The organism is Pseudomonas sp. TAA207 (assembly GCF_001529285.1).
In the GTDB taxonomy this organism is placed as follows: domain Bacteria; phylum Pseudomonadota; class Gammaproteobacteria; order Pseudomonadales; family Pseudomonadaceae; genus Aquipseudomonas; species Aquipseudomonas weihenstephanensis.
Genome location: NZ_LLWJ01000066.1, coordinates 174922 through 201749 on the forward strand (window position 1 = coordinate 174922; position 26828 = coordinate 201749).

The window sequence follows — 26828 nt, forward strand, 5'->3', positions numbered from 1 at the left end:
ACCTTGCGGGTATCGGTAGATGGAGACACGGGCGTGTGAACGTAAGCAGGTTGTGCATGCATTGTGTGTCTCCAGTGATCAGTAAAAGCGCTCGGCGCTATAGGGCGTCGGATCGGTGAACGGGTACTCGCCGGTCATCATTTCGGCCAGCAGGCGGCCTGTCACCGGGCCGAGTGTCAAGCCGTGATGGGCATGCCCAAAGTTGAACCACAACCCTTTATGCCGGCTGGCCGGGCCAATCACCGGGCACATGTCCGGCAGGCACGGGCGCCGGCCCAGCCACGGCTCGGGGTCCAGTCGTTCGCCCAGTGGGTAGAGGCGCTGCGCGCGCTCTTCGCAGCGGCGTAACTGGATCTCGTTGATCGGGTCGTCGCTGTCAGCAAACTCAATACCGGTGGTCAGGCGAATCCCGCCCACCATCGGTGCCAGCACATACCCCCCCACTGAATCCAGAATCGGGTGCTGCATGGTGTGCCCGTCCTTGGCAGCGTAGTGCATGTGGTAACCGCGCTTGATCGCCAGCGGAATGCGATAACCCAGCGGCTCAAAAATATCGCGTGCCTGCGGGCCCAGGGCTACCACGGCTTCGTTGGCTACGATCAAACCTTTGTGGCTGTCTACCTGCCATTGCCCGGCCGTAGGGCGCAGGCTGCTGGCGTCACCAATCACAAAGGTGCCGCCGCGCTTGATAAACAGCTCGGCGTAGCCGCGGGTCAGGCCGCCGGGATCGCTCACGGTTTTGGGGTCGAGCCAGTGAATGCCGCCGACCACATCCTCATGCAGACCGGGTTCAAGCGCATGGATTTGCTGTTGGCCCAGCACACGGTAATTGAGTGCGTATTGCACGAGCGCCACGGCATCACGCTGGGCTTTTTCAAAGTCGGCCCGGGTGCGATAAACCTCGACCCAACCACTGTCGTGAATCAGTGCACTCATGCCTGCAGGCTCTGCCAGCAGGTCATGTTCGCTGACGCAGCGTTCAATCAGCGGCAACATGGCCCGGGTGGCTTTGGCCAGGCCTTTGTCGCCGGATTGGCGCCAATACTGCATCAGCCACGGTCCGGCTTTGGGCAGATGCTTAAGGCTGTAGCGCACGTCCGACTGTTGGTTGAGGCCATAGCGCAGCAAACGTGAGATTTCGCGTGGGAACGAGTAGGGGATAACACTGGCGCGTTCAATCAACCCGGCATTGCCGTGGCTGGTGCCGCTGCCGGGCTGAGCACGGTCGAGCAGCACGACGTTGCGGCCCCTGGCCTGGAGTTGCAACGCGGTGCTGACGCCGACAATGCCGGCTCCCAGAACGATGGTGTCGCAATGCATAAACAAATCCTTGAGACGAGGGCCGTGTTCGCAGCCCGAACAATGGGCTTACTGCAAATGACGGCCGAGGCGGCCTTCGATCAGTTTCAAGGTGCGGCGCACCACTTCCACGATCAACAGATAGAGCACGGCGGCCCACAGATAGACCTGAAAGTCGAAGCTGCGCGAAAACACCATCTTGGTCACGCCCATCAGGTCATAAATGGTGACCAGCGAGGCAATGGCGCTGGCTTTGATCATCAGGATCAGTTCGTTGCCCAACGGGCCGATGGCCACCAGCAACGACTGCGGCAGGACGATTTTGCGAAAGGTGGTCCAGCGCGACAGGTTAAGCGCCTTGCAGGCTTCACGCTGCCCTTGTGCCACGGACAGGATGGCGCCGCGCAAGATTTCGGCCTGGTACGCCGCCGTGTTGAGGGTGAACGCCAGCAAGGTGCACAGCCACGCATCGCGAAAGAACCACCACAGGCCCACGTCTTGCCACAGGCTTTTGAACGAGCCGAGGCCGTAATACAGCAAAAAAAGTTGTGCCAGCAGGGGCGAGCCGCGAAAAAAGTACACGTAGGCGCCGGTGAAACTGCGCAAGAAGCGGCTGTTGGACAATCGGCCCAGCGCAATCAACAGGCCGAGCACGGCGCCCAGGGTGAATGAAATGGCCACCAGTTTGCTGGTTACCAGCAATCCGTCGATAAAGCGCGGGCCATAGCGTTCCAGCAAGTCGGGGCTGAGAAACATGTTTTGCAGTTCCGTCAGGCTCATGGCTGCACGCTCCGCTGATGGCGGTTGAAATGGCGCTCAAGAAAGGCAAACAGGCGCCCCGAGATGGCTGAAAAAAACAGATAGATGAAGCACGCCACGCTGTAGAAGAGCATGGGCTCTTTGGTCACGCTGACGGCCAGGTTGGTTTGACGCATCAAATCGACCAGTGCAATGGTCGACACCAGCGACGTGTCCTTGAGCAGCGACAGCCAGTTGTTCGACAGGCCGGGCAAGGCAATGCGTGCCAGTTGTGGCAACACGACTTTACGAAACGTGGTGAAGGGCGACAGGCCCAGCGCCGAGGCGGCTTCGAACTGGCCTTTAGGGACGGTTTTGAACGCTCCCAGCCAGATTTCACTGGAGAACGCGGCAAATACCAGGCTGAAGGCGATCATGGCGGCGACGAAGGTGTTGATCGTAAATTGCGTGTCGTAGCCCATCAGCGCCAGGATCTTTTGCGCAGCGATCTGGCAGCCGTAGTAAATGATCAGCAGCGTCAGCAGTTCTGGCAGCCCGCGAAACACGGTCGAAAAGGTTGTCGCCCAAGCGCGCATCCAGCGGTTTTTGGAACGTGCAGCCACCGCCACCACCAGGCCCAGAGGTAAACCAATGGGCAGGCAGCTCAAGGCCAGGGCAATGGTCACTAGCGAGCCGGCAAGCAGTGCCGAGCCCCAGCCACCACTGGCAAATGAAAGCAGAGAAAGTTGATCGAGCATGCTCGAATCCCCGGGCAAAATCGGGCCGATATTCAGCCGCTGCGCACACAGGGTGCGCAGGGCAAGGTAATGGGCGGGATGCCCTTAATACAGGGCAGGCAACTTAATAAATGTCGAAGTCGAAGTATTTGCTGGAGATCTTTTTGTAGGTGCCGTCAGCCACGATCTCGTCCAGCGCTTTGTTGAAACGCTCGCGCAGTTCGGTGTCTTGCTGGCGCACGGCAATGGCAGCGTCGGCCATCGTGCCGTCGACATCGCCAATAATCTTGCAGCAGTCTTTTCCGGTTTTATTGACCCACTCCAGCAGCGGGAATTTGTCGGCAATCACCACGTCAACACGCTCGTTGGCCAGTTCGCTATTGGCCTCATCCAGGGTTGGATAGAGTTTGAGATCCGCGTCTTTGTAGTGCTCCTCGGCATAGATGCTTTGGGTTGCAGCGCTCTGTGCACCGACGACCTTGCCTTTGAAATCACTCTGGGCATCGGTAATAGGCGAGTCTTTTGGCACCGCGATCGACAGCGGGGTGCGGTAATAGTGATTGGTGAAGGCGATTTTCTGTTTACGCTCTTCGTTCACAATCATCGAGGCCACAATGGCGTCGTACTTTTTTGCCATCAGGCCGGCGATGATGCCGTCCCAATCCTGTGCCACCAGGGTGCACTCGGCTTTCATGCGCTCGCACAGCGCCAGGGTGATGTCGACGTCAAAACCGTGCAGCGTGTTGTCTGAGTCAACGTAGTTAAACGGAGGGTAGGCGCCTTCCGTGGCGATTGTCAGTTTATCGGCCCAAGCGTTGGACGCTGCGGCCACAACCATTGCACATGCACTGGCAAAGCGAATGACATTGTTCATCTAGCACCTCGTTTTATTGTTTTGTGCCGGGTGAGGAGGTGTAGCCCACGAACTCGTTGTGCAAGGCCGCGGTTGCCTCAAGACGTTTTTCAACGTCGGGTCCCAGTTGTTTACACACTTCATTGACCAGCAAATGCACCAGCGACAGCATGGCTGCCGTGGATTCCCAGAACAGATTGAATTGGCTGGGTACGCGAAACACTTCATCGGCGTAGGCGTCGGCCCAGTCGCAAAAGGTGTCCGTCACCAGCGTTACCGCAATGCCCGCTTCACGCGCCTTGCGGCACAGGTGCTGGGCATGGCGCGAGTAGCGCCGGGCCTCAAACACCACCAGTGCGCAATCATTGGCGGGGGATAACAGCACATCGGCGTAATGCCCGGCGGCGCCATCCACCAGATGCACGCCATCGCGCAGGTATTGCAGCAAGTGCGCCATAGAGGCGGCGATGCCGCGTTCGGTCTGAAAACCGGCAATAAACACGTTGCGCCGCGTGGCCAGGCGCTGGCTGACGGTTTGCCATTCGCGCGTCAGGCTGTGTTCGTAGACCTTGACCAGCGCGCCGACTTCCAGCTCAAAGCTGCGTGGCAGTGCCTGCGGGCTTTGGCTCGATTGCTGGCGGAACTCTTGCAGGCGATCACCGACCAGCCAGGGACCATCGCCCAAGTCGTCTCTAAGGTCGTTTTTCAGTTCTTTGAAATGGCTGTAACCCAGTGCGCGACAGAAACGCCCGACGCTGGATTCGCTGACCCCCAGTGTGCTGGCGATGTCGGCGGCGGTTTGGAAAGGCAGCGCGTAAAGGTTGGCCAGCATGTAGCTGGCAATCGCCCGGCCCGAAGGCGCGGCGGTTGACAGACTGCTTTCCAAACGTTGTTTGATCGACTGACTCACGGCTGTTTTCCTGTTTTTATTTCAGCGCGTTGCAGAAAGTGAATGTTTTCTGTCATTAAGTCAACAATTGACAGATATCTGTCACCGCCGGATAGTTGGCCCCACAATAACAACTCGATTGGAGCGCCCGCATGTCTCAGTCCGCCTCTTCCGCGCAGGCCGTGGAATCGCTGTCTCTGGATCAACTGACCACTTTGTTGCAGCAGATTTTTGAACGCCACGGCACCTCGACGGCCGTTGCCAGGGTGTTGGCCGACAACTGCGCACGGGCACAACGCGATGGCTCCTACAGCCATGGCGTGTTTCGCATCCCGGGCTATTTGTCGTCACTGGCCAGCAATTGGGTGGATGGTCAGGCCACCCCCAAGGTGGAAGACGTGGCCTCAGGCTTTATCCGGGTAGACGCGGCCAATGGCTTCGCCCAACCTGCGCTGGCAGCCGCACGTGCGCTGTTGGTCGAAAAAGCCCGCAGTGCCGGGATTGCGGTACTGGCCATTCGTAATTCGCACCACTTTGCCGCGCTCTGGCCCGACGTTGAGCCGTTCGCCGAAGAAGGTCTGGTGGCGCTGAGCGTGGTCAACAGCATGACCTGCGTGGTGCCGCACGGTGCGCAAAAGCCGTTGTTCGGCACCAACCCTATCGCATTCGCTGCGCCACGCGCCGATGCCGACCCTATCGTGTTCGATCTGGCCACCAGCGCCATTGCCCATGGCGATGTCCAAATTGCTGCGCGTAAAGGCCATGAGCTGCCTGCGGGCATGGGCGTGGACCGTCGCGGTGAACCGACACAAGACCCCAAAGCCATCCTTGACGGTGGCGCGCTGCTGCCGTTTGGCGGGCACAAGGGGTCGGCGCTGTCGATGATGGTGGAGTTGCTGGCCGCGGCGTTGACGGGCGGTAACTTTTCGTTCGAATTCGACTGGTCCAAGCATCCGGGGGCGCAAACACCGTGGACCGGGCAGTTGCTGATTGTGATTGATCCCGGCAAATCGGGCGGCAACAGTTTTGCGCAACGCAGCAGCGAACTGGTGCGTCAGATGCAAGCCGTGGGGCTTGAACGCCTGCCGGGTGATCGTCGGTTCAAGGAACGGGCCAAATCGCTGCTTGCGGGCATTCCGTTGGCAGCGGACGAACTGGCCAGGCTGCGCGCGCTGGCGCAATAACGGCTGGCGTTTGTTGCGCGGGTTAAGAAAACAACTGGCGAATGAGGTTGGGCGTGCACCCGGTCCAACGTTTGAGTGAGCGTCGAAAGTTGGCCGGGTCGCTGAAATTAAGGTACTGCGCCACGTCTTCATTGCTCATGCCTTTGATCTGGTACAGGTACAGCGCCATGTGCTTGCGTGCCTGGTCCTGCTGGGCCTGAAAGTGGGTGCCGTGCTTGCTCAATTTGCGCTTGAGGGTGGCCTGGCTCATGCCAAAGGTCTGCGCCGTCAGCTCAAGACTCGGTGCGTGCTGCGCGTGGTTGCGTAAGTACACGTATAAGCGGTCGATCAAACTGGCACTGAAACCCAGCGCATTCAGTTCGTTGCGGGCTAGCTGCAACGACACTTGCCGGGCGATGGCAGACGCATTGGGCCACGGCCGGGTGAGGTATTCACGCGGGATGCGCATCAGGTCCAACTGGCAGCCAAACTGGCTGTTTTCTCCCAGATGCACCCAGTATTGCTCTACATAACGCGGTTCGGCATGGCTGAAGTGGCACTCCCACGGCAGGCGTTCGCCACTGAGCCACTGACTCATGGCCAGCAAGGCGGTCATGCTCGCTTCCAGCACAAAACGCAGTTGCTCCTGTGCGCCGCTGCTGTCGAGCCAATACACATAGGCATATTTCTCGTCGAGCAGCAGCCGTGGTGTCAACAGCGGGCTGAGCAGGGCACGGTGGTGAATCACGGTTTGCAGGGCGTGTTGCAGGTTGGGCGCCTGTTGCAGGGCGTGGCTGGCGGGGCCGTAATGACCTGGCAGTAAACGCTGACCGAGCAGGAAACTGCTGTCGTCGGCGTCCAGTAATCGCCGGGCATTGGCAATCAGGCTGAAGAATTGCTGCGGGCTGAGACGGGTGGTGCCGGCCAGAATGTCGTCGTAAAACAACCCCGTGCCACGTAACAGGCGATGGCTGTCGATGTCCCGTGACAGCGCCAGGTCAATCAACGCAGCGGGTTGGTAATGGCCCGCGATGAACCGCGTGTCGGCTTCGTACCACGCCTCGAATTGGCTCATGCGCGTTTGACCCGTAGCGGCTTGGCGCGGGCGAGTGCCAGGTTCAGGCGCTTGAGCAGGGGCTCGGTGGTTTCATCGACCGCCATCACCACCGCCGTGCTGGCACTCAAGTAGACCCGCTCGCCTTGTTGACGGGTTTTATGCGCCAGGCTCAGTACGGCCTGTTCCAGTTCAAGTGCCAACAAGCGCGCCTGACTTTCGCCGGTGGTGGGCAGCACCACCACAAAGCGATCCCCCGCCAGGCGGCAGAGCAGGTCGTGACGACGCAGGTTGAGCAGCAACAATTGGCTGATGGCTTGCAGCACGGCGTCACCTTCAGCGTGGCCGTATTGCTGATTGATCGCGGCAAAGTGATCGAGGTCCAGCGCCAGTAACGACAGCGGTTGTTGCTGCTCAGTGCTTTGCGTCAGGCAATCGCTGACCTGGCGTTTGAGGTAGTCGGCCCCGCCTAGCGGCGTGAGTTTGTCGAACAGACGATGTTCGCGAAACACCCGTTCGCGTTTTTCCATTTGCTGGCTGATGGCCAATTGTTCGCGGTGCCAGTGAAACAGGCCGAGGGTCAGCAGCACCATGCCCACCGGCATCGGGGCCGACTCCAGCCAGTGATCCCAGCCGATGTGCTTGGGCAGGCGGATGAATTCGTCGAGCACGTCGATCCACCATGAAAAAAACATGAAGCACAAACCGCTGGCGAGGTAGTCAGTGACGCGCCCGGCAGGGCGGCTCTTGAGCACCAGCGCCAACCAGAAAAGCATGAACAGCGCCGTACCGCCCTCGCCGAAAATATCCAGCCATTGCCATTCGCTGAAGGCTTTCGGGGTGCCGAACGCCACATTGAGCAGCAGCCCGAAGTTGGCGCCGAACACCAGCAGCGTGAGCTTGTAGCGATGATGTTTAAGTACGTTTAACCACGTCATAAGGGGTCTACCAAAATGCAGTGCCGGTCAGCACAACAGAGGTGTGTGACAGCGGTATGACGGGGCAGGCAGGTCGAATCAGCTCAGGTGTGTTGCCAGAAATTTCCTTTAAACAGCCTCCTGTCGTCGCGGCCATAGGCTGCGATGGGCTGCGCAACAGTCATGACGTTCATAGGCGCTGCCAACGTGCTCGCTGCCAGCACCCGCGACGACGGCGTGTTGGGTCAAATCAGCTCAGTTGGCCCTTCAATACCCCTTAAACCCTGCTTTTACGGGATGTCTCGCCGAGGACTGTCACAGCACTGTCATTCGCCGTGCCTAGTTTTCGCTACCTATTGCCGGGCCACTTGCCGGGTCGTTAGCGGGTTTCTGGGGGAACACAAGCATGTACACAAGCCGCAGCAAGGCGCAGTGGGTGGGGTTTACGGTCAGTGCGCTGGCCTTGGCGATTGCCAGCGAACGACTGAGTGCCGCCGATGCTACGGCGGCCGGTGCCACCGAGCATGTTGAGGTGGTGGGCCAGGCGGCCAGCATTGATCAGGCACTCAAGCAACAGCGCAACTCAGACAACATCGAAAGCGTGGTGCATGCCGATGGTGTCGCGCAGTTACCGGATGCCAACGTCGCCGAAGCGGTGCAGCGCCTGCCGGGCATCAGTGTGGAGCGGGATCAGGGCGAAGGGCGGTTTGTCAGCGTGCGCGGCCTGGGCCCGGATCTCAACAGCGTCACCATCAATGGCACGTTGGTGCCGTCCCCTGAGAGCGCGCGCCGTGCCGTGGCGCTGGATGTGTTGCCCGCCGAGCTGGTGCAGTCTTTATCGGTGATCAAGACCCTGACCCCGGACATGGACGCCAACTCGTTGGGCGGTACGGTCGATGTACAGAGCTTGTCGGCGTTCGATCACAAAGGGCTGTTTTTCACCGGCAGCAGCGAGGCGGGGTACAACAAAAACACCCACCAGACCAGCCCCAAGCTGTCCGGTGCGATCAGTGATCGCTTCAGCTTGGGCGATGGCGTCGACAACTTTGGGGTGGCGGCCGCCCTCAGTTGGAACAAACGTGACTTTGGTTCAGACAACGTCGAAACCGGCGGTGCCTGGGACTTCACTGACGGCGCGCGACTCAACAGCTTCGAACAGCGGGTGTATGACATCAGCCGCGAGCGCACCGGCGGCGGCCTGAATGTGGATTACAAGCCTGACGATGACACCCGCCTGTATGTGCGTACGTTGTACAGCCGCTACAAAGACACCGAAACCCGCAACTCCACCCACCTCGAATTCGACACGCCGCAGGCAGCTGGAGAGTTGGGCAAGGCAAAAGCCAAGCGCAAGCTCAAGCAGCGCGAAGAAACACAGGAAATCCAGTCTTACGTGTTCGGTGGCGAACGCCTGCTGGGCCTGTGGACCCTCAGCGGGCAGGCGGGCTACAGCAAGTCGAGCGAAGACAGCCCAGGGCATATCGCCGGCGCCACCTTGAAGGGCAACACGAATTTCCCCGACAGTGGTTTTTACGACACCGAAAAGCCGCGTCCGATCATTGGAGCGGGCTTTTATGACCCGTCCAATTTCTCGCTCGATAAGGTGGACTGGGAAGCGCAAAACACCCAGGACACCGAGAAAAATATCCGCCTTGATCTGGCCCGCGACTATGACGTGCAAGGCTATGCCGCGCAGGCCAAATTTGGCGGCAAGGTCAGTCGGCGCAATAAAGACAACGACCTCAATGCCTGGGTCTACAAGGACTTCGACGAGGCGGGTTTTAACGACGCGCAATTGAACATGAGCGCGTTCGACAAGGGCAACGTGCACTATCAATTGGGCCAGTTCGGCCCCGGTCTCAGCGGTGGTGCGATCAAGGATCTGATCGGCGGGCTTACCCCCGATGCTTACTACGATGAGCAGGAATCGCGGGCCAATGACTTCAAGATTCGCGAAGACATTAATGCGGCGTACGTGATGAATACCGTCGACATCGACGACTGGCGCTTTATCGCGGGCATGCGCTACGAAGGCACCGAGTTTGAAGCCAAGGGCACTGGCGCGCGCGACGGGGTGTTTGAAGCGCAGGACACCAAACGCGATTACCACCACTGGTTGCCGGGGCTGCACGCGCGTTATCAATGGGGTAAAAACACCCAACTGCGCGCCGCGTGGACCAACGCCGTGGTGCGGCCGACCTTCGGCCAGTTGGCACCGGGTTTTGTGATCGACGATGACCAAGCCACCTTTGGCAACCCCAACCTCAAGCCGCTGGAATCGAGCAACTTCGACCTCGGCATCGAGCACTACATGGGGCAGGCGGGCACCGTCTCGGCGTTCCTTTTCTATAAAGACATCAAGAACTTTGTCTACAACAACGATTTGGCGGGCAGCGGCCAGTGGGCTGACTTTAGCGAGGCGCATACCTACGCCAACGGCGACAGCGCCAAGTTGTACGGGTTGGAGCTGGCCTACTCGCAGAAATTTGACTGGCTGCCCGCGCCGTGGAACGGCCTGTTGCTGGGTGCCAACACGACGTTCAGCCGCTCCAGCGCCAGCATTGAAGGCTTTGACCAGGCCCGGGGGATGAACCGCAAGCGTGACATCGACTTGCCGAACCAATCCGACACCGTGGGCAACCTGATGCTGGGCTGGGAGGACGACACACTCAGCCTGCGCCTGTCGGCCAACTACAAATCGCAGTACCTCTACGAGTTGGCGGGCATCGCTGACAAAGCCCACGACCTGCATGTCGATGCGCAGACGTTTGTTGATTTCAGTGCCCGCTATTCGCTGACCAAAAACCTGCAAGTCAGCTTCGAGGCGCAAAACCTCACCAACCAGCCTTACTTCGTCTACAGCGGCAACCGTCGCTACAACAACCAGTACGAAGAGTACGGGCCAACCTATTCGTTGGGCCTGACCTTTACCCATTTCTAAGTGCGGCCCGAGCGGGCCTGTAGAAGGAATCTTCGATCATGCGTTTTAACTGTAAACCGTGCCTGTTGCCGCTGTTGATCAGCCTGAGTGCAGGCCATGCGCAGGCCGCCACGCCCGTAACCGCGCCGACGCTTAAGCCTTGGAGCGCCACCAAAGCCCAGGCCTTGGGTTGGCTCGCCGGGGATCAGCGCCTGGCGGTGAGCAAGCGTGAAGGTGTGTTGCTGCTCGACGCGCAAGGCAAAACCCTGAGCCATGTGCCGGGGGCATTCGCCTCGTTGGACAGTCGCGCCTTGGGCGATCAAGTGCTGGTGGCCAGCCATGACGAGAAGAAACAGCAAGTGGCGCTGTTCAGCCTCAATCCCCAGAGCCACGAATGGCTGGCGCCGGTCTATTTACCGAGGCGTGATTACGCGGTCAACGGTGTGTGTCTGTACCGCGACGAGGCAAGCAATATTTACCTGTTCACTGTCGGCGAGGAGGGCAAGGGCGAGCAATGGCTGGTGGCCGCAGACCGTAAACGGCTGAATCAGCCGCGTTTGGTGCGCAGCCTGCCGCTGCCGCCAGAGGCTGGCTTGTGTCAGGTCGACGACGCGGCACATCAGTTGTTCGTCAATGAACAGAAGGTGGGCTGGTGGGCGTATCCGGCCCATGCCGAGGCGCAGGCTTCACGGGTACCGGTGGCGATGATCGAGCCGTTTGGCGAGGTGAAACAGGCGGCCGGGGCCATGGTGCCAGTACCGGGCGGGATGCTGGGCCTTGATCCAAAAGCTGGCGAACTGCACCTCTATCAGCAGCAAGGCAAGGGCTGGTCGCCCGTGGCCCGCTTCCCGTTGAAGCCGCTGGTTGAACCCGAGCACCTGGCGGTGCGCCAGACGCCACAAGGGCTGGACGTGTGGGTGCAGGACGCTGACAACAATCAGCTGTTTGAAGGCCGACTGAGCTGGAATCCCGTCCCGGTGAGTGTGCCGCCGGTGTTGCCCGTGGTGAAACCTTCCGTACAAACCGACCCCGTCGTGAGCCAGGGCGATGCGGCGGATGACCCGGCGATTTGGCTTCACCCGCACGATCTGGCGTTGAGTCGGGTGCTGGGCACTAATAAAAAGAACGGCCTTGAGGTGTATGACCTGCAAGGGCGGCGCGTACAACATCTGGAAGTGGGGCGCTTGAACAACGTTGATGTACGCCCGGATTTCAAGCTGGGCACGCGCACTGTGGATCTGGCGGTGGCGACCAATCGGGATCACAACAGCCTGAGCGTGTTCAGCATCGACCGCGCCACAGGTGAGGTCCGTGCAGCAGGCGAGGTGCCGACACCGCTCAAGGATATTTACGGGTTGTGCCTGTTCAAGGCGCCCACGGGTGAGATCTACAGCTTTGCCAATGACAAGGACGGCACCTTTTTGCAACACCGCTTGAGCGCCAAGGGCGAGCAGGTGCAAGGCGAACTGGTGCGTCAGTTCAAGGTCGCGACCCAACCTGAAGGCTGTGTTGCCGATGACACGCATCAACGCCTGTTTATCGGTGAGGAAGACGTGGCGGTGTGGGCACTGGACGCGCGACCCGAGCAACCGGCCGCCCTGAGCAGCGTGATCAACGTCGGTGGGCCAGTGCACGATGATATTGAAGGGCTGGCGCTGTATCAGGGCGAAAAAAACAGCTATCTGGTGATTTCCAGCCAGGGCAATGACAGCTACGTGGTGCTTGATGCGCAACCGCCGTATGCGTTACGTGGCGCCTTTCGGGTCGGCGTGAACGCCGAGGCCGGGATTGACGGTGCGTCAGAGACCGATGGCCTGGAAGTGACCTCCGCCAACCTCGGCGGCCCGTTTACCCAAGGCATGCTGGTGGTGCAGGACGGGCGCAAGCGTATGCCCGAGCACAGTCAGAACTACAAATACATCCCGTGGGCCGATGTGGCCAAAACCCTGAACTTGCCTTGATCGGGCTGTCATCAGCCGTTCACCGCTGTGGGTTTGAATCTTTCGGTGCGTCACTCGCGCAGAGCGGCGCCTACTTGAGCAAGGAGTAAGGCATGCAAGCCAGCATGGAACACATGACGATCTGGGGTCTGATCAGCGACGCAAGTCTGTTGGTCAAAGGGGTGATGCTGGTGTTGTTTCTGGCGTCGTTGCTGAGCTGGTTTTTAATCGTGGGCCGCAGCGCTGTGTTGCGCCGCAGCGAGCGTGGCATGGACGCTTTTGCCGAACGACTGCGTGCGCCCGGTGAGCTGAACACGTTGTACCGCGAGAGCCGCGACAACCAGCATGAAGACGCAGGCGCCGATCAGGTTTTCGCCGCTGCTTACAACGAATATGCGCAACTTAAGCAACAGCCCGGCATTGACCCGCAGGGTGTGATGCAAGGGATTGAACGGGCGTTGTATGTAGCAATCAGTGAACAGGAGGTACGGCTGGAAAAGGGCTTGCAGTTTCTGGCCACGGTCGGTTCGGTCAGCCCCTACATCGGCCTGTTTGGCACCGTGTGGGGGATCATGAATTCTTTTATCGGTTTGTCTCAGGTACAGCAGGCCACGTTGTCGGCGGTGGCGCCGGGGATTGCCGAAGCCTTGATTGCCACTGCGATCGGTTTGTTTGCGGCCATCCCGGCAGTGATTGCCTATAACCGGTTTTCTTCCCGGGCCCAGACTTTGCTGACGCGCTATTACAGCTTGGGTAACGAAGTACAAATGCGCTTGTACCGAGGCCTGCATGCGGGTTCTCGGAACATGGCGGCTGCTGCCTGACAGGGAGTTTGATCATGCTTGCTCGACCACAACGCAAACACGGGCCAAAAGCCGAAATGAACGTGGTGCCCTACATCGATGTGATGTTGGTATTGCTGGTGATTTTCATGGTGACCGCGCCGATGCTGACCCAGGGGGTCAAAATCGAACTGCCCAAAGTGGCCAGCGAGGCGTTGGTCAATGACAAGCCGCAGAGCATTCTTACGTTGTCGGTGAAGGCCGACGGTGGCTATTACTGGAACCTGGGCCGTGAGCTGGACAGCCAACACCAGACCGACAGCGCTGTCAGCCTTGAAGAGTTGCAGGCCAAGATTGGTCAGGTGGTGGCTCAAAACGGCGACACCCAGGTGTACATCCGCGCTGACAATGAGGCCGGTTATGGCAGCGTGGTCAAGGCCATGGCCGCCTTGCAGCAAGGCGGCGTCAGCAACCTGGGGCTGGTGACCGAGGCGGCGCAATGAACGTTGCCGTGATGGACGTGCGGCCTGTGGCATGGGAGTGGTGGAGGCGCAACAGTCAGGCATGGGCGCTGACGGTTGCGCTGCATGGCACGATAGTGGCGTTGCTGGTGGTGGGCTGGACGCTGGAGCCTGCGCCCGTGAACGCACCCTCAGTGTTGAAAACCCGTTTGATTACCTTGCCCGCACAGCCTCAGGTTGCACCGGCTGCGCAACCGCTGGCGGTCGAGGCGCCCGTGCCAGTGATTGAAGCTCCGCCCAAGGTCAAACCTGCGCCCGTTGATCCGCAGCTCCAGGTGCGCAAACTCGAACAGGCCGCGCTGGCGCGCAAACGGGTGGCGGAGCGAAAACAGACGCAGCAAGTTCAGGAGGCACTTCAAGCCCAGCAGGCGCAGCCACTCATACACGCGCAACAACGAGGTGCTGAGCAGGCACGGCTGGGGGCAGCTAACGCGCAGCGGACTCAACAGCTCGCTGCTGTGGCCGATGTCCGCCAATACCTGCCGATCAGCAAAGAAGCACCGGACTACCCGCAACGGGCACTCGACAAAGGCATTGAAGGGGATTGCACGGTGGAATATTCGGTCACCCCCCAAGGCAAGGTCGAAAACCCCAAGGTGGTCGGCAACTGCCACCCGATGTTTATGCGTCCTTCGCTGTTGGCGGCCGCCACTTTTCGATATCAACCGCGCGTGGTGGATGGGCAGGCCGTGAGCGTGCCGGGCGTTCGCAACACCTTCCACTACAAAATTCAGTAGTGCATCACTCCTCAAGCTGACAAACATCAAAGCCCGAGCCTCGATCCTGACCTATGCTGCAGGCGATTTTATGCATTAGGAGATGGCCATGAATGTGCCCGCAACCACCCCGGAGCCGACGACGGCAAAATTGAAATTGCCCTTGGGTCTCGTGATTGCTGTTGTGGTCATGGTCGGCATTTTGTTGCTGCCACTGCCGGCAGATTTACCGGTCGCAGGCCACCGTATGCTGGCGATTCTAGCCTTTGCGGTGGTGGTCTGGATCACCGAAGCGGTGTCGTACGAAGCCAGTGCGATCATGATCACGTCGCTGATGGCGTTTTTGATCGGTATGGCGCCGACACTGGACGATCCGTCCAAACTGTACGGTACGTCGGCCGGGATCACGATGGCCCTGACCGGCTTTTCCAATGCCGCACTGGCGTTGGTGGCGGGTGCGCTGTTTATTGCGGCGGCCATGACCCATACCGGTCTGGACCGGCGCATCGCGTTGGTGACGCTGTCCAAAATCGGTACCAGTACCCGGCGTATTCTGCTCGGGGCTATCGCCGTCACCATTTTGCTCAGCCTGGTGGTGCCCAGTGCCACGGCGCGCAGTGCCTGCGTGGTGCCGATCATGATGGGGGTGATTTTGGCGTTCGGTGTGGACAAGCGTTCCAACATCGCCGCCGGGATCATGATTGTGGTCGCGCAAGGCACCAGCATCTGGAACGTGGGGATTCAAACGGCGGCGGCGCAAAACCTGCTGACCGTGGGCTTTATGGACAAGATGCTGGGCGCACGTGTGAGCTGGATCGACTGGCTGATTGCCGGGGCGCCGTGGGCGATCATCATGTCAGCGGTGTTGTTGTTTGTGGTGCTTAAAATGCTGCCGCCTGAAAGCGACAGCATTCCGGGCGGTAAGGAAGCGGTGGAGCAATCATTGCGCGAATTGGGGCCGATGACGGCCCCGCAAAAACGCTTGATGGCGGTGTCCATTGCTCTGTTGCTGGCGTGGGCGACCGAGGGCAAATTGCACAGCTTTGACACCACCTCGACCACCTATGCGGGCCTGGTTTTCTTGCTGTTGCCGCGGTATGGGGTGATGACCTGGAAAGACGTGCAATCACGTATTCCGTGGGGCACGGTGATTGTATTCGGGGTGGGCATCAGCTTGGGGACTGCGCTGCTCACTACCCAGGCCGGGCAATGGTTGGGGGTGCAGGTGGTGGCGCACACGGGGCTTGATCAGGTCGGGCCGCTGGGTATCTTTGCGATTCTGGGTGCGTTCCTGATTTTGATCCATTTGGGATTTGCCAGTGCAACCGCGCTAACTTCGGCTTTGTTACCCATTTTGATTGCAGTGCTGCAAACCTTGCCGGGTGAATTCAATCGGTTGGGCATGACCATGCTGCTGGGTTTTGTAGTCAGTTATGGCTTTATCTTGCCGATCAATGCGCCACAAAACATGGTGTGCCTGGGCACGCAAACCTTCACCGCCAAACAATTCGCCAAGGTGGGTTTGATTGTTACCGCTGTGGGGTATGTGTTGATGCTGGGCTTTGGCGCGACGTACTGGAAGTGGTTGGGGTTGATGTAAAGCCTGCGGCAGCGTCTAGCGTCTAGCGTCTCTTGTCGCCGCTGCCGAAGGCTGTACCCGGCGGCTGGGTGGTCGTAAAACCATGCCGCCCGCTACATCCGATACTGCGCAGCGTTCAGGTTGGTGATTACTGCGCAATCTGGCGATGCATTGGGCAACGGCTACAAGAATGTGGGTAAGCGTTTAACTGCCACCTTCGCTGCGCCCACCGCTGCTGACTTCTGCCGGTACGTTTTCGCCTGCCATGCGTTTGCGGAACAACGAGGTACGTGCGAGCAGCAACGTAGTTACCGGAACGGTGATGGACAGCAAAATCGGGATCAGCCAGGCGTGCAGTACCGGTGTGGATTTAAGCGCCGAGAAGTACAGGATCGAGGCCAGTGCCACGCCCCAGGCACCGATGGTGGATGCCAGCGCAGGCGGGTGCATGCGCTGGAAGAAGTCCTTGAGGCGTAACAAGCCGATGGCGCCGCACAGGGCGAACAGGCTGCTCAGCACCAGCAACACCGCTACCGGTATTTCAATCCACAGGGATAACTCGCTGATTGAATTCATTCGATCACCTCACCGCGCAGCAGGAATTTGGCCAGCGCAAACGATCCGACAAAGCCAAACAGCGCTATCAGCAGTGCACCTTCAAAGTACGTGTCACTGGCATAGCGAATGCCTAGCACCAGCATCATCAACATGGCCACGATGTACAGGTAGTCCAGTGCAAGGACTCGATCTTGTGCTGAGGGGCCTTTGAACAGCCGGATCAGTGTCAGGACCATGGCCAGGCTGAAGATGAACAGGCTCAGCAAAATGGCATTGGAGAGCAGGGCACTCATTCAAAGATCTCCATCAGTGGGCGCTCGTAGGTGGACTTGAAGTGCTCAATGAAGTGCGCTTCATCGTCCAGATCGAACACGTGCAACAGCAGGATACTGCGGTCCAGTGCCAGTTCCGACCAAATGGTGCCCGGTACGACGGTGGTAATCATCGACAAGGCTGCCAGGCCGTTGGCGTCACGCAGGTCCAGCGGGATTTTGATAAACCGGGATCGCGGTGGTCTTTTGCCCGCATTCAAGACGCCCCACGCAACCGCGATGTTAGAGACGATAACGTCACGCCCCACCACAAAGAACAGTTTGATGATCACGCCGGGGCGCCGGATGCGGATCGGCAGCGGGCGCAGCGGAGCCATCATCAGCGGCGCCAGAAACCCCAGGGCCGCGCCCAGCAGTAGATTGCCCGCGCTTAAGGACAAGTTCAGCAGTAACCACAGTAACCACAATGCCAGTGACAGCCACGGCGCAGGGAACAGGCGCTTCATGGTTGCACCTCTTGCATGGCCGCTTTCGATTCAGGACTGAGCACAGGGCGTGAACCCATGACCGCCATGACATAGCGCTCGGGGTTATTCAGCGTGTCTGCCGCGGCCTGGGTATAGCGCAACAGGGGTTCAGCCTTGAAGGTCAGCACGACGCACAGCCCCAGCAGCACCACGATAGGAATGCACTCATAGCGGCGCAACAAAGGGGATGGCCGCTCAAGGGGTGTCCAGAAGCGCTGAATGCCCAGGCGCGAGAAGCCAATCAGCGACGCCAGCCCGGAAAGAATCAACAGTGCCAGCAGGCACCACGCGGCGGTAGAAACAGGTGCGTCACTGGCATTGCCCAGTCCCATCGGGTTGAGCAGTGCGTTGAGCAGGCTCAGTTTGCCAATGAACCCGGACAGTGGCGGCATGCCGATAATCAGTAGCGCGCAGGCAATGAAGCTCAAGCCGAGGAAGGCCATGGTCCAGGGAATGATTTGCCCCACCACGGCTTTTTGTTCATCGTCCAGGTTGGTGCCACGCGGCGGGTTGAGCGATTCCATCAAACTGGGCAGTTGCCCGACGTCATCTTCAAGGAGCATTTCATTTGAAGAACGTGAACGTTCGATCAGTTCAGCCAAGAGGAACAGGGCACTGAGGGCCAGGGTGGAGCTGACCAGGTAAAACAGGGCAGCGGCCGTGAGGTTGGGCTGTGCAAAGCCCACCGCCGACAGCAGAATCCCGGCAGAGACCAGAATGCTCAAGCTGGCCATGCGTTCGAGTCGTTGTGCGGCCAGAATGGCGATGGCGGCACACACAATGGTGGCCATGCCGCCGTAGATCAGCCAGTCACTGGCAAAGTACGCCGAAGCGCCCGCTTGACCTGAAAACAGCAGGGTCCAGAGGCGCAGAACGGTATAGATGCCGACTTTGGTCATGATGGCAAACAGCGCAGCGACTGGCGCACTTGCAGAGGAGTAAGCCGGGACCAGCCAGAAATTCAACGGCCACATGCCGGCCTTGGCTAAAAAGGCGACGGCCAAAATGGCCGCTCCGGCGTGCAGCAAACCACGGTCGGCTTCAGGCACCAGCGGGATTTTCAGCGCCAGATCGGCCATGTTCAGCGTGCCGGTGACGCCGTATATCAAGGCCGCGCCAATGAGGAACAAAGAGGAAGCCAGCAGGTTGATCGAGATGTAATGCAAACCCGCAGACACGCGGGCCTTGCCCGAGCCATGCAGCATCAGCCCGTAAGAGGCGGCCAGCAACACTTCAAAGAAAACGAAGAGATTGAACAGGTCTGCGGTCAGAAACGCACCGTATAACCCCATCAACTGGATCTGGAACAGGGCATGGAAACTGGCACCGGCCCGGTCCCATCGCGCCATCGCAAACAGCAGCGCGCAACTGGCGATCACCCCCGTCAGAACCAGCATCAAGGCGGACAGGCGATCGACCACCAGCACAATGCCAAACGGCACCTGCCAGTTACTCGGTAAATAGACGCCAATCGAAGCCGGTGCGCTTTGTTGCTGGGTCCAGAGCAACAAGGTCACAGAGATGGCCAAGCCAATCAGGGTCGACACCAGGTTGATTCGGGCCTTCATGGGGCGGTGCTTTTCACCCAGTAGCAACATGCACGCGGCGGTGAGCAGCGGTAGCAGGATGGGCGCAATAATCAGATGCGGCATCAGGTTCATTCTTTAGGCTCCCGGCCATCCACGTGGTCGGTACCGGTCAGGCCCCGCGAAGCCAGCAAGACCACCAGAAACAGCGCGGTCATGGCAAAGCTGATAACGATTGCAGTGAGCACCAGTGCCTGAGGCAATGGGTCGGTGTAGTTGAGCAAGTCTTGCGGGACGCCGTCCTTGATCACCGGTTCTTTGCCGATGAACAGGCTGCCCATGCTGAAAATGAACAGGTTGACCCCGTAAGACAGCAGGCACAGGCCCATGACCACCTGAAAGGTACGAGGGCGTAGCACCAGCCAGGTGCCAGAGGCCGCGAGCACCCCGATAGCAATAGCAATGACTTCTTCCATCAAGCGGCTCCTGTCTTGGATTGTGCAGCGGCTTGCTGGCTTGGACGGTGCGCCCGTACTGACTGGTGAGCGAGCGCAGTGAGAATCAGCAACGTAGCGCCCACCACAACGGCGTAGACGCCGATATCAAAGAACAATGCACTGGCCACGTGGATATCACCCAACACCGGCAAGCTGAAGTGCGCGGTGTGAGTCGTCAGGAACGGGTAGCCAAAACCGATCGCCCCCAAGCCGGTGACGGTGGCGAACAACAAGCCTGTACCCATCCAGCGCAGCGGTCGCAGACTCATCTGAGCTTCAACCCACTGCGTACCGGCAACCATGTATTGCAGGATAAACGCCACCGACATCACCAGCCCGGCGACGAAACCGCCGCCCGGTTGGTTGTGCCCACGCATGAACAAGTACATCGACACCACGAACGCGATGGGCAGCAACAAGCGCACCAGCACCGCAGGCACCATCATGAAGCCCAGCGCAGTGTCACTGGCGCTGCGCGGGTTCACCAGGTCGGTGACCACGTCTTTGGCCAGCAGACGCTGCTGGGCGGGCAGCTCCATGCTCTCTTTGGGAGGGCGGAAGCGGCGCAGTAAGGCGAACACAGTCAGGGCAACGGCAACCAGAACGGTGATCTCTCCCAGGGTGTCAAAGCCCCGGAAGTCCACCAGCATCACATTCACCACATTGCTTCCTCCGCCTTCAGGCAGGGCGCGACTGAGGTAGAACGAGGAAATGTCGTTAGGGGTCTGGCGGGTCAGCATCGCGTAAGACAGCAGGGCCATGCCGCCACCCACAACGGCAGACAGCAGCAAGTCACGCAGGCGACGAATGCGCGCCTTACGCAATGAACTGGGCAGTGGCGAGACTTCTTCGATCCGGCGTGGCAACCAGCGTAAACCAAGCAAAATCAGGACAGTCGTCACGACTTCGACCACCAGTTGGGTCAGGGCCAGGTCGGGCGCCGAGAACCATACGAAGGTCACGCACGTCACCAGACCACAGACGCTGACCATGGTCAGGGCCGCAAGACGGTGATACTTGGCTTGCCAGGCGGCGCCCAGTGCACAGGCAATGGCCATCAACCACAGGGTGACAAACACGATTGAACCCGGGATTTTGGGGCGGTCGCCCCAGCTCAGGCCGCTGTAGATCAGTGGGATTAAACCGGCAATCACGGCCGCCAATACCAAGAGGAACAGCTGGCTTTGCAGGCGTTGGGTGCTGAGGCGACGCTCCATACGCCGTGCCCCGCGCATGATGACGACCAGGCTGCGCTCGAAGAAACGCTTGCCACTGAAGTAGCGAATCAACGGCGGAAGGGCAAAACGATCGAGTTTGAGCTGTTTGCGCAGCAGCACGTAGAGCAGGATGCCCCCCGACATGGCAATCAGGCTCATGATCATTGGAGCATTGAGGCCATGCCAGATGGCCAGGCTGTACTCGGGCAGTTCGCCACCCACGACGGGTTGCGCGGCGGCAGCAAGCAGCGGGCCTACGGTTTGCGCCGGGAAGATGCCGACCATCAAGCAGGTGAATACCAGCAGCTCTACCGGGGCGCGCATCCAGCGCGGCGGCTCATGCGGTGTGTGCGGCAGGTCAGTCGCGGGTGGGCCGAAGAACACATCGACCGTAAAGCGCAAGGCATAGGCCACGCTGAACGTACCGGCAACGGTCGCGATGACAGGCAGTGCGATTTCAACCCATTTTGTGGAGTTGATGAACACGGTTTCGGCGAAGAACATTTCTTTGGACAGAAAACCGTTGAGCAGGGGGACACCCGCCATCGAGGCGCTGGCGACCATGGCCAGCGTCGCCGTATACGGCATCAGCTTGAACAGGCCACTGAGCTTGCGAATGTCTCGCGTGCCGCTTTCGTGGTCGATGATGCCCGCGGCCATGAACAATGATGCTTTGAAGGTGGCGTGATTGAGGATATGGAAGACAGCAGCGACAGCGGCCAATGGACTGTTCAGGCCCAGCAGCAAGGTGATCAGGCCCAAATGGCTGATGGTCGAGTAGGCGAGCAGACCTTTGAGATCGTTTTGGAACATGGCGCAATAAGCACCTAATACCAAGGTGCAGGCCCCCGCACCACTGACGATCCAGAACCATTGTTCACTGCCCGAGAGCGAAGGCCACAGCCTTGCCAGCAGAAAAACCCCCGCCTTGACCATGGTTGCCGAATGCAGGTAAGCCGAAACGGGGGTGGGTGCCGCCATTGCGTGAGGCAGCCAGAAATGAAACGGAAATTGTGCGCTTTTGCTGAGGGCGCCGATCAGTATGAGTGTGAGCAGGATTGGATAAAGGCTATGGGCGCGAATTTGATCGCCCGCTGCCAGCACAGCATCCAGATCATAGCTGCCGACGACATGGCCGAGCAGCATGACGCCTGCCAGCAGGCACAGTCCCCCCGCGCCGGTGACCATCAACGCCATGTAGGCGCCGCGTCGAGCATCTGAGCGATGGTGCCAGTAACCAATCAGCAAGAATGAAAAGAGGCTGGTGAGTTCCCAAAAGAACACGATTTGAATCAGGTTGCCTGACAACACTAGACCGAGCATCGCGCCCATGAACGCCAGGAAAAACGCGAAAAAGCGCGGTACAGGGTCTTCGGGGGACATGTAGTAGCGGGCATACAGCGACACCAGTGTGCCGATGCCCAGCACTAAAATCGAGAACAGCCAGGCAAACCCGTCCAGACGCAGAACAAAGTTCAAGCCGAGACTGGGCAGCCACATGAACTCTTCACGTATCACGCCCCCGTGGGCGATTTGCGGATAGAGCATCGCGACTTGAATGGTGCCAACGAGTGCAATCAGACCGGCCAACAGTGATTCACTGTTACGCGCGTTGTGCGGCAAAACAGCCGCCAGACAGCTGCCGATAAAGGGCAGAAGCAGTAGAACTATCAGGGACATAGGCTTCTAATCTGCAGGAGTTTGTGAGCGATCATACGTGGCGAGCAGGGGATCACCAACAGCCATGCTGCGGCTCAATCCTACAAAATGTGTACAAACCGTTGAAGGGTTTGCCCAACTTCATCCTTGTATGAGCGCTCCCGAGTATGAGTATTTACGTTGTGTGTCAGAGAACTGGAATCAGTCGCAGGCTTTATCGCCTTGCTTCTCATCGGGTTCCTCGATTGCTTTACCCTTTGTTTTTAACTCACTCACGATCACTGCTGCAACAATCAATACTGCGCCAAGCAATGCAATACCGGGCAATCGCTCACCGGCAAGACGTCCGGCGATACCGGCCCACACCGGCTCGCCTGCATAAATGAGGGTAGCGCGTGTCGGAGAAACGCTCTTTTGCGCCCAATTCATTGCAACCTGTATCACGGCGCTGGCGGCACCGAGGCCCACAGCACTGATTAACAATAGCCACGAAAAATCCGGAACGGCTTCTTGAGTCGGAACGGTCAGGATGAACGCCAGAATGGAGGCTGTGCTTAATTGCACCACTGTTACGCGTCGGACATCGACTTTACCGGCGTAAGCACTGATCAGAATAATCTCGGCCGCTATGGCGACAGCACTGATTAATGTGGCGATCTCCCCGCAGCTAAAGTTTAGCGACGCGCCGCTGGGCCCAGACAGCAGCATCAACCCTGCAAATGCCAACATGATCCCCAAGCTTGGCATCAGGCCCGGGCGACGCCCCAGCACTAACCATTGCAGCAGCGGTACAAAAGGGACATAAAGCGCGGTAATAAAGGCCGACTGACTACTTGGGATGCTTTGTAAACCAATCGTTTGCAGGCCATAACCGAGCATGATCGCCACGCCGATAAACATTCCTGCCTTGAGTTCGAACAGTGTTATGCCGCGCAAACTGCGCAATGAAAAAAGCGCAACCATGAGGGCTGCCGCTGCAAAGCGCAGCCCTACAAAAAACAGGGGGCCGCTGGCCGTCAGGGCGTTTTGCACCAGTAAAAAGGTTACCCCCCAAACCATGGTAATCAGGATCAGCACGCATTCAGCTTTGCTGAGGCGTGAAGTTAAAGGTTGCAGACTAAAAGCTTTCAAAGATGTCACGACCTTGCACGTTACGGGGAGGGCGACGCACAATGCGCCAACGCTGAGCAGTATACTGCGCAGTCCCATGAAGTGAGCAATATAGTGCCCAAAGAAAATTCACAGCGTGCTTCGGTTCTCCAGCACGTCAGTCAAAACGTTCGACGCCTGAGATTGCTCGCGCAGCTTAGCCAAAGCGCGCTTTCCGACTTGTCCGGCGTGAGTCGGCGCATGCTGGTTGCCATAGAGGCGGGCGAGAAAAATGTCAGCCTCAGCACTCTGGATCGAGTGGCTGAAGCCCTGAATGTGGCTTTCAGCGACTTGATTCAGGCGCCGGGTTCTCCAGACCCAAGTCGCATTAATGAAGTTGCATGGACCGGGGCTATCGCGGCCAGCAAGGCCGTCTTGCTGGCAAAGGCCTCTGCAACCAGGGAAGTGGAGTTATGGGAGTGGCGCCTGGAGCCGGGAGAAGCGTACTTTTCGGAAGCGGATGCTGAAGGTTGGAGTGAGCAGCTATATGTCTTTGAGGGATGCTTGACCTTGATCATCAACGACCAGGCCTTACGCTTCAATGCGGGCGAGTTTTATATGTACGCCAGCAACCAGCCTCACGTTTATCGCAATGAAAGTGATTGCGTGGTGCGCTTTGTACGCAATGTTGTCATATAGGTGCAGATGACGGGGCTTGCACCCCGTCCAGCCCAACTGCTCCAGTGTGACCGCTCGCAGTGGTTACAGGCCATTAGGTTAACCTGTCACGACCGGGTATGTACTGACTGGGGAATCAGCTCAAGCAGCCTCTTGACAGCAGGCAGACTGAGTTACGGCTTAACGGATGCTTTTGATCGTACCTTTATTGCCGGTCACAGTGACATTCACTGTCTTGAAGATGAAGTAATCCTCAACAGAGACCGCGTAGCGGGGGGCTACGATCAAATCCGCGCCTGAATCTTTGACGGCTTTGTAAGCGGCAGCGGCCTTAATGGCCGATACGGGATCTGGCAAGCTGAAGGCTGAAGCCTGACCACCATAGGTCACCCCGTCTGCGAACTCACTGTCCCCACTGATCTTCAACACACCAAACAGGATGTTCGAAGAGGATTGGCCTTTAATTTCACCACCTACCTCAATGTTTGCTTTCAGATCGGCAGTGACACTGCCAGCGATCGGTGCATTTGGTTGGCTTACGTTGTGGCTCATGCAGCCACTGGTTAGCAACGCTACTGCTACAACTGCGGCAGTCATCCATATTTTTTTCATCTTGAAGCTCCAATAAATGCGTCAGTCCGTTCGTTAACGGCGGCGAGACTTTACTGGAGTGGCCCGAACGTTGAAGTCAGCCGGATCCTCAATGCTCGAGGGCAGAAATGATGCGTTCTGTAGGAGTTTCCAATATGGCTAAAAGTGCTTTTATTTGAGAGAGAGGGGCATCACCCCTTAGTTAAAACCTTGAAAGTCGAATCCTCAAACATGACGGCCGCGCCTTTTTAACGTTGGAGAGGGATAACCGGCCGCAAATCATTCCCAGCCATAGGGTAGCCCCTAAAAATTATTAGAATTCAGGGGGTTGCCAGCATCCGTGTTCTGGTACATAATGCGCGCCATCAGCACGAGGCACAGCCTGAACTGCTGAAGAATCAAATGCTTGCAGCCTAAAGCATGATTAAATTTCCTTTTGTTTCTGATGTTTTTCTGAGATATCAGCTGCAAATGGCCGAGTAGCAAAATGGTTATGCAGCGGATTGCAAATCCGCCCACGCCGGTTCGATTCCGGCCTCGGCCTCCATATTGAAAACCCCGTAGATTACCGTCTACGGGGTTTTTTATTGGCTGCTGGAAAGTGAAGTGTTCCGAAACTATTTTATTTTGAGGGTTTCGCGATGGCGCCGACACGCCGACCAACCCGCTTGGTTATCTCCTGTTTTGAGTGTCCTAGCAGTAGGCTCGCATCAGCAATATCAGTTATTTCTGAGGCAGCTTTCGGGCGAATGTCCTTGAAGTCGAACTGAGCAACCTTTTCCGCATCTGCTGGTTTTCCTTCACTAATGGCCACATTAGCAGCAGTGTGAGGGTAGGGATGTGTTGCTTTCCGTCCCGTCCCACTCCGTATGGTCATATAGCTCAGCCAACCAGATTGGACTGCCCCCTGCATCATAGACATCTCCAGCCTATGCTTTGAGCATAGGAGGAAGTCTATGAGCACCCAACGATTCACGCCGGAATTCAAGGCAGAAGCCGTCAGGCAAGTCATCGAGCGCGGATATTCTGTTGCAGATATAGCCGAACGCCTCGGTGTATCAACCCACAGTCTCTACAAATGGGTCAAGGCTGTGACGCCTGATAAGACCGAAAAACAGGCCAGCGAACTACTCGAAGCCAAGAGCGAAATTTTGCGGTTGCGAGCCCAAATGCGACGGCTGGAAGAAGAGCGCGACATCTTAAAAAAAGCAGCGCGGTACTTTGCCAGGGAGCCCGAGTGAAATACCGCTTTATCAACGAGCACCGTCATCAGTACGCGATCACCACGCTGTGCCGGGTCTTACAAGTTGCTCGTGCCGGGTTCTATCAATGGCTGCACAAGCCGGTCTCTGCCCGCGAATATGATAATGCTCGGTTGTTAGGGCTGATTCGCGATTCTTATGCTGCCAGCCGTGGCGTCTATGGTGCCCGGCGGGTGTTTGCAGACTTGCGGGAGGCAGGTGAAACCTGCGGCAAGCACCGTGTGGCCAGGTTAATGCGCGCGCATAAAATCAAAGCTCTAAGGGGCTATAAAGCCCCACGCCCGATTAAAGGCCGGCCCTCGATCATCGCCCCCAATCGCCTCAACCGGGCGTTTACGGTTGACGCCCCCAACAAGGTTTGGGTGACCGATATCACCTACATCCGGACGTGGCAGGGTTGGTTGTACTTGGCTGTCGTGCTGGATCTCTATGCGCGCAAAGTAGTTGGCTGGTCAATGAAACCGACGCTAGCTAAGGAGTTGGCGTTGGATGCCTTGCTGATGGCGGTTTGGCGCCGCAAACCCAAGCACCGAGTGCTCGTCCACTCCGACCAAGGCAGTCAATATGGCAGCGATGACTGGAAGCGGTTCTGCCTGGCCAACCAGCTGGAGCCCAGTATGAGTCGCCGGGGTAACTGCTGGGACAATGCCGTGGCCGAGTCCTTTTTCAGCAGCCTGAAAAAAGAACGCATCCGCAAACGGATCTACAAAACCCGGGATATGGCCCGGGCCGATGTGTTCGATTACATTGAAGTGTTTTATAACCGAACACGTCGTCACAGCCATCTGGGCGGCGTCAGCCCTGAGGCCTTTGAAAGCGCCTCATTATGAGGCTGGAAATTGTC

24 protein-coding genes, 1 tRNA gene and 2 pseudogenes are annotated in these 26828 nt (G+C 58.3%); 11 read left to right on the forward strand and 16 right to left on the reverse strand.

From position 1 onward, the window contains the following. Positions 1-78 precede the first annotated feature (78 nt). From AP059_RS12965 to AP059_RS12985, 5 genes are all read right to left on the reverse strand, one after another. Entirely contained in the window at positions 79-1320 is a 1242-nt protein-coding gene (locus AP059_RS12965; protein ID WP_059763261.1) for an NAD(P)/FAD-dependent oxidoreductase, read from the reverse strand. 48 nt (positions 1321-1368) lie between these two features. Then, a complete protein-coding gene (locus tag AP059_RS12970; protein WP_048364948.1) occupies positions 1369-2079 on the reverse strand; it encodes an ABC transporter permease in 711 nt (236 codons plus the stop codon). Continuing rightward, positions 2076-2795 carry an ABC transporter permease gene (locus tag AP059_RS12975; protein WP_048364947.1) on the reverse strand — a complete coding sequence of 240 codons (720 nt, stop codon included), beginning with the start codon at positions 2793-2795 and terminating at the stop codon, positions 2076-2078. The genes AP059_RS12970 and AP059_RS12975 overlap by 4 nt, the downstream gene beginning before the upstream one ends. Positions 2796-2898: 103 nt before the next feature. Further along, positions 2899-3648, reverse strand: coding sequence for a transporter substrate-binding domain-containing protein (locus AP059_RS12980; protein WP_048401917.1), 750 nt, complete (start codon positions 3646-3648; stop codon positions 2899-2901). A gap of 13 nt (positions 3649-3661) precedes the next feature. Then, complete coding sequence (locus tag AP059_RS12985) at positions 3662-4537, reverse strand: MurR/RpiR family transcriptional regulator (RefSeq protein ID WP_048364945.1); 876 nt, start codon at positions 4535-4537, stop codon at positions 3662-3664. Positions 4538-4668: 131 nt separating this feature from the next. Between AP059_RS12985 and AP059_RS12990 the strand changes: the two genes are divergently transcribed. Continuing rightward, the gene (locus AP059_RS12990; RefSeq protein ID WP_059763260.1) at positions 4669-5700 is read left to right on the forward strand and encodes an Ldh family oxidoreductase; all 1032 of its coding nucleotides are present in this window, start codon (positions 4669-4671) and stop codon (positions 5698-5700) included. A gap of 22 nt (positions 5701-5722) precedes the next feature. On the opposite strand, the gene AP059_RS12995 is transcribed toward AP059_RS12990, so the two are convergent. Then, positions 5723-6754: an AraC family transcriptional regulator gene (locus AP059_RS12995; protein WP_059763259.1), complete on the reverse strand. Its 1032-nt coding sequence runs from the start codon at positions 6752-6754 to the stop codon at positions 5723-5725. After that, positions 6751-7671 carry a GGDEF domain-containing protein gene (locus AP059_RS13000; RefSeq protein ID WP_059763258.1) on the reverse strand — a complete coding sequence of 307 codons (921 nt, stop codon included), beginning with the start codon at positions 7669-7671 and terminating at the stop codon, positions 6751-6753. Before AP059_RS13000 ends, AP059_RS12995 begins: the two co-directional genes overlap by 4 nt. Positions 7672-8056: 385 nt before the next feature. On the opposite strand from AP059_RS13000, the gene AP059_RS13005 reads away from it, so the two are divergent. The 6 genes from AP059_RS13005 to AP059_RS13030 all read left to right on the forward strand — a co-directional run bounded on the left by AP059_RS13005 (position 8057) and on the right by AP059_RS13030 (position 16129). Continuing rightward, positions 8057-10591 carry a TonB-dependent receptor gene (locus tag AP059_RS13005; protein ID WP_059763257.1) on the forward strand — a complete coding sequence of 845 codons (2535 nt, stop codon included), beginning with the start codon at positions 8057-8059 and terminating at the stop codon, positions 10589-10591. A gap of 38 nt (positions 10592-10629) precedes the next feature. Further along, positions 10630-12531, forward strand: a complete 1902-nt coding sequence (locus AP059_RS13010; RefSeq protein ID WP_059763256.1) for a phytase — start codon at positions 10630-10632, stop codon at positions 12529-12531. Positions 12532-12623: 92 nt separating this feature from the next. After that, a complete protein-coding gene (gene tolQ / locus AP059_RS13015; protein ID WP_059763255.1) occupies positions 12624-13334 on the forward strand; it encodes a protein TolQ in 711 nt (236 codons plus the stop codon). Between the two features lie 14 nt (positions 13335-13348). Next, positions 13349-13795, forward strand: a complete 447-nt coding sequence (tolR, locus tag AP059_RS13020; RefSeq protein ID WP_059763254.1) for a protein TolR — start codon at positions 13349-13351, stop codon at positions 13793-13795. Next, complete coding sequence (locus AP059_RS13025) at positions 13792-14550, forward strand: energy transducer TonB (protein WP_059874965.1); 759 nt, start codon at positions 13792-13794, stop codon at positions 14548-14550. Before tolR ends, AP059_RS13025 begins: the two co-directional genes overlap by 4 nt. Positions 14551-14638: 88 nt before the next feature. Next, positions 14639-16129 carry a DASS family sodium-coupled anion symporter gene (locus tag AP059_RS13030; protein WP_059763252.1) on the forward strand — a complete coding sequence of 497 codons (1491 nt, stop codon included), beginning with the start codon at positions 14639-14641 and terminating at the stop codon, positions 16127-16129. A gap of 183 nt (positions 16130-16312) precedes the next feature. Here AP059_RS13030 and AP059_RS13035 read toward each other — a convergent pair whose 3' ends face one another. The 7 genes from AP059_RS13035 to AP059_RS13065 form a co-directional block, all read right to left on the reverse strand. Then, complete coding sequence (locus AP059_RS13035; RefSeq protein ID WP_048364942.1) at positions 16313-16684, reverse strand: Na+/H+ antiporter subunit G; 372 nt, start codon at positions 16682-16684, stop codon at positions 16313-16315. Next, positions 16681-16959, reverse strand: a complete 279-nt coding sequence (locus AP059_RS13040) for a K+/H+ antiporter subunit F (RefSeq protein ID WP_047273660.1) — start codon at positions 16957-16959, stop codon at positions 16681-16683. Before AP059_RS13040 ends, AP059_RS13035 begins: the two co-directional genes overlap by 4 nt. After that, complete coding sequence (locus AP059_RS13045; protein ID WP_059763251.1) at positions 16956-17444, reverse strand: Na+/H+ antiporter subunit E; 489 nt, start codon at positions 17442-17444, stop codon at positions 16956-16958. The genes AP059_RS13040 and AP059_RS13045 overlap by 4 nt, the downstream gene beginning before the upstream one ends. Next, positions 17441-19126 (reverse strand): monovalent cation/H+ antiporter subunit D, encoded by a 1686-nt coding sequence (locus AP059_RS13050; RefSeq protein ID WP_059763250.1) that lies wholly within the window; start codon positions 19124-19126, stop codon positions 17441-17443. Before AP059_RS13050 ends, AP059_RS13045 begins: the two co-directional genes overlap by 4 nt. Further along, positions 19123-19467 (reverse strand): Na+/H+ antiporter subunit C, encoded by a 345-nt coding sequence (locus AP059_RS13055; RefSeq protein WP_003446102.1) that lies wholly within the window; start codon positions 19465-19467, stop codon positions 19123-19125. The genes AP059_RS13050 and AP059_RS13055 overlap by 4 nt, the downstream gene beginning before the upstream one ends. Beyond that, the gene (locus tag AP059_RS13060) at positions 19467-22385 is read right to left on the reverse strand and encodes a monovalent cation/H+ antiporter subunit A (RefSeq protein ID WP_059763249.1); all 2919 of its coding nucleotides are present in this window, start codon (positions 22383-22385) and stop codon (positions 19467-19469) included. Before AP059_RS13060 ends, AP059_RS13055 begins: the two co-directional genes overlap by 1 nt. 180 nt (positions 22386-22565) lie before the next feature. After that, complete coding sequence (locus tag AP059_RS13065) at positions 22566-23573, reverse strand: DMT family transporter (protein ID WP_082706791.1); 1008 nt, start codon at positions 23571-23573, stop codon at positions 22566-22568. 15 nt (positions 23574-23588) lie between these two features. Here AP059_RS13065 and AP059_RS13070 point away from each other — a divergent pair, with 15 nt between their 5' ends. Further along, on the forward strand, positions 23589-24152 hold the full coding sequence (locus AP059_RS13070; protein ID WP_059763248.1) for a helix-turn-helix domain-containing protein: 564 nt from the start codon (positions 23589-23591) through the stop codon (positions 24150-24152). Positions 24153-24311: 159 nt separating this feature from the next. On the opposite strand, the gene AP059_RS13075 is transcribed toward AP059_RS13070, so the two are convergent. After that, entirely contained in the window at positions 24312-24743 is a 432-nt protein-coding gene (locus AP059_RS13075) for a hypothetical protein (RefSeq protein WP_059763247.1), read from the reverse strand. A 452-nt stretch (positions 24744-25195) separates the two neighbouring features. Here AP059_RS13075 and AP059_RS13080 point away from each other — a divergent pair. Further along, positions 25196-25269: transfer RNA gene (locus AP059_RS13080), tRNA-Cys, on the forward strand. Between the two features lie 75 nt (positions 25270-25344). Here AP059_RS13080 and AP059_RS22745 read toward each other — a convergent pair. Next, positions 25345-25506: pseudogene (locus AP059_RS22745) on the reverse strand (integrase); the annotation flags it as partial. Between the two features lie 172 nt (positions 25507-25678). On the opposite strand from AP059_RS22745, the gene AP059_RS22750 reads away from it, so the two are divergent. Both AP059_RS22750 and AP059_RS13095 read left to right on the forward strand, forming a co-directional pair. Next, positions 25679-25963: a transposase gene (locus AP059_RS22750; protein WP_048381728.1), complete on the forward strand. Its 285-nt coding sequence runs from the start codon at positions 25679-25681 to the stop codon at positions 25961-25963. Continuing rightward, a pseudogene (locus AP059_RS13095) lies at positions 25918-26814 on the forward strand (IS3 family transposase); the annotation flags it as partial. The gene AP059_RS22750 and the pseudogene AP059_RS13095, both read left to right, overlap by 46 nt. Between the last annotated feature and the right edge of the window lie 14 nt (positions 26815-26828).